The 7,353-nt window shown below is 69.7% G+C and carries 6 protein-coding genes; 4 read left to right on the plus strand and 2 right to left on the minus strand.

Annotation, left to right across the window (positions count from 1 at the left end; all coding sequences use genetic code 11):
- Together K1Y73_RS20720 and K1Y73_RS20725 are read right to left on the minus strand one after the other, a co-directional pair.
- Positions 1-1,112: ABC transporter permease family protein (locus K1Y73_RS20720; RefSeq protein WP_225030251.1), on the minus strand; the 1,112-nt coding region annotated here is incomplete at its 3' end.
- Positions 1,109-2,317, minus strand: a complete 1,209-nt coding sequence (locus K1Y73_RS20725; protein WP_225030252.1) for an ABC transporter substrate-binding protein — start codon at positions 2,315-2,317, stop codon at positions 1,109-1,111. The genes K1Y73_RS20725 and K1Y73_RS20720, both read right to left, overlap by 4 nt.
- Before the next feature lie 186 nt (positions 2,318-2,503).
- On the opposite strand from K1Y73_RS20725, the gene K1Y73_RS20730 reads away from it, so the two are divergent.
- The 4 genes from K1Y73_RS20730 (at position 2,504) to K1Y73_RS20745 (ending at position 6,967) form a co-directional block, all read left to right on the plus strand.
- Positions 2,504-3,133 (plus strand): CDP-alcohol phosphatidyltransferase family protein, encoded by a 630-nt coding sequence (locus K1Y73_RS20730; protein WP_225030253.1) that lies wholly within the window; start codon positions 2,504-2,506, stop codon positions 3,131-3,133.
- A 53-nt stretch (positions 3,134-3,186) separates the two neighbouring features.
- Entirely contained in the window at positions 3,187-4,641 is a 1,455-nt protein-coding gene (gene pdxR, locus K1Y73_RS20735) for a MocR-like pyridoxine biosynthesis transcription factor PdxR (RefSeq protein WP_225030254.1), read from the plus strand.
- Positions 4,642-4,848: 207 nt separating this feature from the next.
- Positions 4,849-5,502, plus strand: a complete 654-nt coding sequence (locus tag K1Y73_RS20740; RefSeq protein ID WP_225030255.1) for a protein-L-isoaspartate O-methyltransferase family protein — start codon at positions 4,849-4,851, stop codon at positions 5,500-5,502.
- A gap of 82 nt (positions 5,503-5,584) precedes the next feature.
- Positions 5,585-6,967, plus strand: coding sequence for a TolC family outer membrane protein (locus K1Y73_RS20745; protein WP_225030256.1), 1,383 nt, complete (start codon positions 5,585-5,587; stop codon positions 6,965-6,967).
- Positions 6,968-7,353 lie beyond the last annotated feature (386 nt).

The following is a 7,353-nucleotide window of genomic DNA, read 5'->3' on the forward strand; positions in this document are numbered from 1 at the left end:
TCGGCCTCCAGCCAGGCCAGAACCAGCAGCAGCGCCAGCGCGGCGCTGGCCAGGCCCAGGGCGGCGGTCACGGCGAAGGTTTGGGCCAGGCTGGCCCCGGCGCGCTGCCAGACCGCAAGGCTCAGGCGGTCGGGCAGGGCGTTGGGGAAGGGCCACAGCCCGGCCAGGCTCCACAGCGCCAACCCCGCCAGGCCCAGGATCAGCGCGCCCGCCAAGCCGCCCGCCAATGCGGCCGCCAGCGCGGAGAGCGGCGCATCCAGCGCCCGCAACCGATGCCCGGCCTGCGCGCCGCGCCGCAGCAGATGCCCGCCCAACCCTTCGCCCGCGCGCCACAGCACCAGCGCCGCCACGACCAGCGCCAGCTGCAGCAGCGCCCCGGCGGCGGCCAGCGGGCGCAGGCTCAGATCGGCCGCGCCCATCCACAGCGCCAGTTGCACCGACAAAGGCGGCGGCAGGGTCGGGCCCAGGATCATCCCCATATCGACCGAGGTCATCCCATAGGCCAACACCGCATAGACCGGCAGGCGCAGCTGACGGTACAGGCCGGGCAGCACCGCATAGGCAAAGCCCGCCGCGCGGCCATAGCCCAGGCTGGCCGCCAGAAGCCGCCCCTCGGCCGCCCGGGTCTGGGGCAGGGCGGCCAAAGACATCAGCAGCAGGAACGGCACTTCCTTCGCCACCAGCCCCAGGATCAGCGCCAGCCCGGCGGGATCGTTCAACAGCAGAAGGTCGGGCGGCTGCGTCCAGCCGGTGGCCCAGGGCGACAGCGCCCGCGCGATCCAGCCCGAGGGCGCGATCAGGAAGGCCAGACCCAGCGCCGCCGCGGCATGCGGCACCGCCAGAAGCGGCGACAGCATCCGCCGCAGCGCCGCGAAGGCGCGGGTTTCCGACAGGGTGGCCAGCACCGCCAGCACCAGCGCCAAAGCCAGCGCGGTGCTGGCAAGCCCGGTGACCAGCGACAGCCGCGCCGCCGCGCCAAGCCCCGGCCAGTCCAACAGCCGTGCCACCGCCCCGGGTTCCAGCGCCGGACCCAGCGTTCCCGCCAGCCCCGCCGCCATCGGCAGCGCCATCAGCGCCGCGACCGCAGCCGGGGCGGCGCGCAGCCATCTCAAGGCGCGGACCCGTAGCGCGCCTGCCATTCGGCGGCCAGATGGGTGGCCCAACTGGCATGCGGCTCCAACAGCGCGGGGCCCAGCTGGTCGGGCGACTGGGTGGCCAGTCCCAGATCCAGCGCATCGAACCGGGCGCGGTCCTCGGGCGCCAGCGCGGCCAGATCCAGCACGGTCTGAAAGCCCAGCACCGCCGGATCCTGCGCGCGCGCCTGCACTTCGGGCGACAGCAGCAGATCGGCCACCACCTGCGCCCCTGCCCGCGCCGCGGCATTGAACGGGATCGCGACGAAAGAGGCATTGCCGATCGTCCCGCCGTCCAGCGTGAAGGTCCGCACGCTTTCCCAAAGGTTGCCCGCCGCGATCTCGGCACTGGCGCGGCCGGGGTTGAAGGCGAAGGAGATGTCGGTCTCGCCATCGGCCAGCAACAGCCCAAGCGCGGGTTCATTCGGCGGAAAAGCCCGCCCGCCGCGCCACAGGGCGGGGTGGACCCTGTCGAGGAAGGCCCAAAGCCCCGCGGTCTGCGCCTGAACCTGCGCCGGATCGACCGGCAGCTGCAGTGCGGCCGGATCGGGGATCGTGGCGTAAAGCACCTGTTTCAGGAAGGTCACGCCCAGATAGTCGGGCGGTTGCGGATAGGTGAAGCGGCCGGGATGGGCCAGGATCCAGTCCTGCAGCGCGGCAATCGTCTTTGGCGGCGTCGCGACCCGCGCGCCCTCATATTCGAAGACCAGCTGCGCCATCGCCCAGGGGCTTTCATAGCCTTCGGTCGGCAGGGTGAAATCGCGCAGCACCGCGGGCTTGCCCGCCACGTCGACCAGCGGCCAATGCGGCAGTGCCTCGGCAAAGGGGCCGTAAAGCAGGCCTTCCGCCTTCATCGCCGCGAAATTCTCGCCATTGATCCAGATCAGATCGACCGAGCCGCCGCTGACCCGCCCGGCATCGCGCTCGGCCAGGACGGTGGCGACGGCATCGGCGGTCGAGGCGAGCTTGACCTGATGCAGGGTCACCCCGAAGCGGTCCTGCGCCAGCGCCCCGACCCAGGCGATGAAATCGTTGATCTTCGGATCGCCGCCCCAGGCATGGAACCAGACCTCTTGGCCGCGGGCCTCGGCCAGAACCGCCTCCCAGGCGCCGGCGGCGCGGGCGGGCAGCAGGGGCAGGGCGGCGGCGCCGCTTAGCGCGGTCAGGAAGCTGCGTCGTTTCATGGCCTCTCCTTCGGCCCTTTGCGGTGGGCGCCTGCAAGGGATACGAAGGGCGCAGCCCCGGGCGCAACCCGAATGTCCGGCCGGTGACATCTGCGTGACGGGCGTAACGCGGCGGCCTGCCGCGGCGAAGCGGGACCGAAGCCCAGGACGAAGCCCAGGCCAAAGCCCAGAAAGGAGCCTTGCCCGATGTTCGACACCGCCCTGCGCCCCTTGATCGACCCGGCGCTGAACCGGGCCGGCCGGGTGCTGGCCGCGCGCGGGATCGGCGCCGATGCGATGACGCTGGCGGGGCTGGCGCTGGGGCTGATCGGGGCGGGGCTGCTGGCCTGCGGCGCGCCGGGGGCGCTGGCCCTGCTGCCGCTTCTGGCCGGGCGGCTGGCCGATGGGCTGGACGGGGCGATCGCCCGGGCGGGCGGGGGCCGCGATTTCGGCAGCGATTTCGGCGGGCATCTGGATATCGCCTGCGATTTCGCGATCTATGGCGCGCTGCCTTTGGCCTTCGCGATCCGCGCGCCGGAAAATGCCCTGCCGGCGGCCTTCCTTCTGTTCAGCTTCTACGTCAACGCCGCCAGTTTTCTGGGCTTTGCCGTCATGGCCGCCAAACGCGGCCTGCACACCCAGGCGCAGGGCAAGAAGGCGCTGTATTATGCCGCCGGCCTGATGGAAGGCGCGGAAACGATTGGGTTTTTCATCCTGACCTGCCTGTGGCCCGCCTGCTTCCCCATCGCCGCCTGGGTCTTTGGCGCGCTGTGTCTTGTCACCGCTATCGCGCGGCTGGCCCTGTCGCGCCACCGCTTCGGCCCGCCCGCCGCTTGACAGCGCCGCGCCGCCGCGCCATCAGTCCAGAAGGCAATTCGGAATAGGACCAGATGGCGATCCCGGTCGAGGCCTTCTTCCTGGCGGCGGGCGCCGCGGGCACGTTGCAAAGCCGCATCCGCGCCATGGTGACCGAGGGCATCCTGGCCGGCCGCTTCCGCCCGGGCGAGAAGATGCCCTCGTCGCGCGGCCTGGCCGAGCATCTGGGCATCAGCCGCATCACCGTGACGCTGGCCTATGGCGATCTGGTCTCGTCCGATTACCTCAGCGCAAGGGGCAGGTCGGGCTATTACGTCTCGGACAATGCGCCGCGGGCGCCGGAATTTCCCGCCTCGGCCCGGCCCGCGGAAGAGGTGGATTACCACGCCCTGTCGGGCGGGCGGTTTTCCGGCGCGATGGCGGGGGTGGAACGCCCGGTCGACTGGGAGCGCTATCCCTGGCCCTTCATCTATGGCCAGACCGATCCGACGCTGTTCGACCACCAGAACTGGCGCGCCTGCGCGCTGCGGGCGCTGGGGCGGCGCGATTTCTCGGCCCTGACCTCGGATTATTACGAACGCGACGACCCGGTGCTGATCGAACAGGTCTTGCGGGTGATCCTGCCGCGGCGCGGAATCGCGGCGGGGGCGGAAGAGGTGCTGCTGACCTTGGGCGCGCAGAATGCGCTGTGGATCGCGGCGCAGGTCCTGCTGGCGCCGGGGCGGCGGGCGGTGGTGGAAAACCCCTGCTATCCGGGGCTGAGCCGCGTCCTGGCCAGTTCGGGCGCCGAGATCCTGCCTGTCGATGTCGATGAGGGCGGGCTGCCGCCCCTGCTGCCGCGCGGCGATGTGATCTTCGCCACGCCCAGCCACCAGTCGCCGACCAATGCCACGATGCCGCTGGACCGCCGTCTGGCGCTGCTCGAGGCCGCCAGCCGCGAAGGCTTTGTCATCGTCGAGGATGATTACGAGTTCGAGATGTCCTTTCTCAAGCCCGTCGCCCCGGCGCTGAAATCGCTCGATAAGGCGGGGCGGGTGATCTATGCCGGCTCGTTCTCGAAGTCGATCTTTCCGGGGATGCGGCTGGGCTATCTGGTCGGCCCGCCCAGTTTCATTGCCGAGGCGCGGGCGCTGCGGTCGATGGTGCTGAAGCATCCGCCCGGCCATGTGCAGCGCACGGTCGCCTATTTTCTGGCCGAGGGCCATTATGACGCGATGATCAACCGGATGCGGATGGCCTTTCGCCGCCGTCGCCAGGTGATGGACGAGGCGATCCGCGAGGCGGGGCTGACCGTGGCGGGGCAGGGCGGTTTTGGCGGGTCTTCCTTCTGGATGGCGGCGCCGCCCGGGGTCGACACGGCCGAACTGGCGCGCGATCTGCGCGCCGAAGGCGTGCTGATCGAGCCGGGCCACAGTTTCTTCGACCCCGCCCGCCCCGACCGGCGGCATTACCGGCTGGCCTATACCTCGATCCCGCCCGCGCGGATCCCCGAAGGCATCGCCCGGATCGGCCGCGCCCTGGCGCGTTGACCCCGCCCGCGCGATGCCCGCTGGCCGCGATTTGCAGCAGCCGGGCTACACTTCCTGCCTGATGCGCAGTCGGTTCGGGGCTTTGTGCGCTGCTGTCTCTGGCCAAATCGCTTCGGCTCGGGCAAAAAGGCGCAGGATAACCGTTGCCGACGGCCGCGGTTTGTGCCTATGCATTCGTCAGACACAATGTAAACCGGAAGGTTCGGAATGAGCGAGTTCGCCTCCCGCCGCATGATGATGGTCGACACTCAGGTGCGGCCCTCGGATGTCACCAAATTTCCCATCATCGAGGCCATGCTGCAGGTTCCGCGCGAAGTCTACGTGCCGGATGCCAAGCGCGAGGCCGCCTATATCGGCGAGAATCTGGACATCGCGCCCGGTCGGGTGATGCTGGACCCGCGCACCCTGGCCAAGATGCTGGATGCGCTGGACATTCAGCCCGACGAGCTGGTCCTGGATCTGGGCTGCGGCCTGGGCTATTCGGCCGCGGTCATGGCGCGGCTGGCCGATACGGTCGTCGCCGTCGAAGAGGACGAGACGCTGGCCGCCGAAGCGCAGCGGCTTTTGTCGGACGAGGGCGTCGACAATGCCGTCGTGGTGACCGGCCCGCTGGCCGCGGGCGCCGCGAAACACGGCCCCTATGATGTGATCACCATCGAGGGCGGGGTCGAGATCCTGCCCGAGGCGCTGGCGGCGCAGCTGAAAGAAGGCGGGCGGGTCGCCGCGGTCTTCCTGGAAGGCGCGCTGGGCATCGTCAAGGTCGGCCACAAGCTGGATGGCCGCATCGCCTGGCGCTTCGCCTTCAACGCGGCGGCGCCGCTTCTGGCAGGCTTCGGCCGCAGCCGGGGCTTCACGCTCTGAACGGCCCGCCGGCGGGCCCACCATCAGGACAGCGCAGCCCGCCGGGCAAGGGACTGCGCAACAACAAAAAAGGGCAGAGCAGATGCGCATGTGGATGCGGGGAATGGCGGTCGGTCTGGCTGTGACGCTGGCCGGCCTGCCGGCAAGGGCCGAAACGCTGACCGATGCGCTGATCTCGGCCTATAAGAATTCCAACCTGCTGGACCAGAACGAAGCGGTGCTGCGCGCCGCCGACGAGGATTACGCCATCGCCGTCTCGGCGCTGCGGCCGGTGATCAGCTATGTCGTCGATTTCGGCAACAGCGTGACGCGCAGCAGCGGCATCGAGGTGCGCGGCCTGTCGAATTCGCTGAGCCTATCGGCCGATCTGGTGCTGTTCGACTTTGGCCGGACCGAGGCCTCGATCGTGATCGCCAAGGAATCGGTGCTGGCAACCCGCCAGGCGCTGATCCAGGTCGAACAGGAAGTGCTGCTTTCGGCGGTGCAATCCTATGTCAGCGTCAAGCTTGCCCAAGAGATCGTGGCGCTGCGCCAGTCGAATGTGCGGCTGATCACCCAGGAACTGCGCGCCGCGCAGGACCGCTTCGATGTGGGCGAGATCACCAAGACCGATGTGTCGATCGCCGAGGCGGCCCTGGCCGCGGCGCGGTCGAATCTGGCGGCGGCCGAAGGCGATCTGCTGGTGGCGCGCGAAAGCTACAAGGCAGCGGTCGGGCATTATCCGGGCCGGCTGGCCGCGCTGCCGGCCTCGCCGAAGATCGGCAAGTCGCTGGACGAGGCGCGGTCCTATGCGGTCAAGGCCCATCCGGCGGTGAAGCAGGCGCAGCACCAGGTTCTGGCTTCCGAGGCGCAGGTCGCGCTGGCCGAGGCGAACATGAAGCCGACGATCGGGCTGGGCGCCACGATCACCAGCCGCAATTACGGCGAATCGCTGGGGCAGTCCGACTCGCTCAGCGGCAACCTGGGTCTGCAGCTGAACCAGACGATCTATGCCGGCGGCAAGCTGTCGGCCTATTTCCGCAAGGCCCTGGCCGGCAAGGAAAGCGCGCGCGCGGGGCTGCGCCAGACTGTGGTGCAGATCGAGCAGAACATCGGCAATGCCTGGGCCAATCTGTCGGTCTATGTCGCCTCGATCGAAGCGACGCAGCGGCAGATCACCGCCGCGCAGGCCGCGTTTGACGGGGTGCGCGAAGAGGCCACGCTGGGCGCGCGCACCACGCTGGATGTGCTGGATGCCGAGCAGGATCTGCTGGATGCCCGCGCCAGCCGGCTGCAGGCCGAGGCGAACCGCTATGTGGCGGTCTATCAGGTTCTGGCTGCGATGGGGCTGCTGACGGCCGAGCATCTGAAGCTGGGCATCCCGACCTACGATCCCGAGGCCTATTTCAACGCGGTGAAATCCGCGCCGGCCACGTCAAGCCGCGGCCGCAAGCTGGACGAGATCCTGGGCAAGATCGGCAAGTGACCGCAGCCTGACCGGCACCGGATCGGGCCCCCGAAGTCGGGGGCCCTTTTTCGTGGCGGCGCCCGGCGGCGGGACAGGGGCAGGGCTGGGGCAGGCGGATCGGCGCCGGGCTTTTGCGCCGCATCCCAGCCGCCTTAGCAATTCGTTAACGCCTTGCGCGCCATTTTCTTGTACGGCGGGCGCCATCTGGCTAAGCTGGCCGGCAAAACACCGGGAAACACGGGCAGAACAGAATGTCTGAGCCACTGAGTTCGCATGAGATCGAGGATGTCCTGTCCTCCATCCGCCGCCTCGTGTCCGAGGAGCTGCGACCCGCGCTGCGCCAGGCCGGTTCGCCGGAGGAGGCGCCGGGCGCGCCGCCGCCCTTGTCGGCCCAGCCGGGCGGC

The sequence above is a fragment of the Xinfangfangia pollutisoli genome (assembly GCF_020179405.1).
GTDB lineage: Bacteria > Pseudomonadota > Alphaproteobacteria > Rhodobacterales > Rhodobacteraceae > Pseudogemmobacter > Pseudogemmobacter pollutisoli.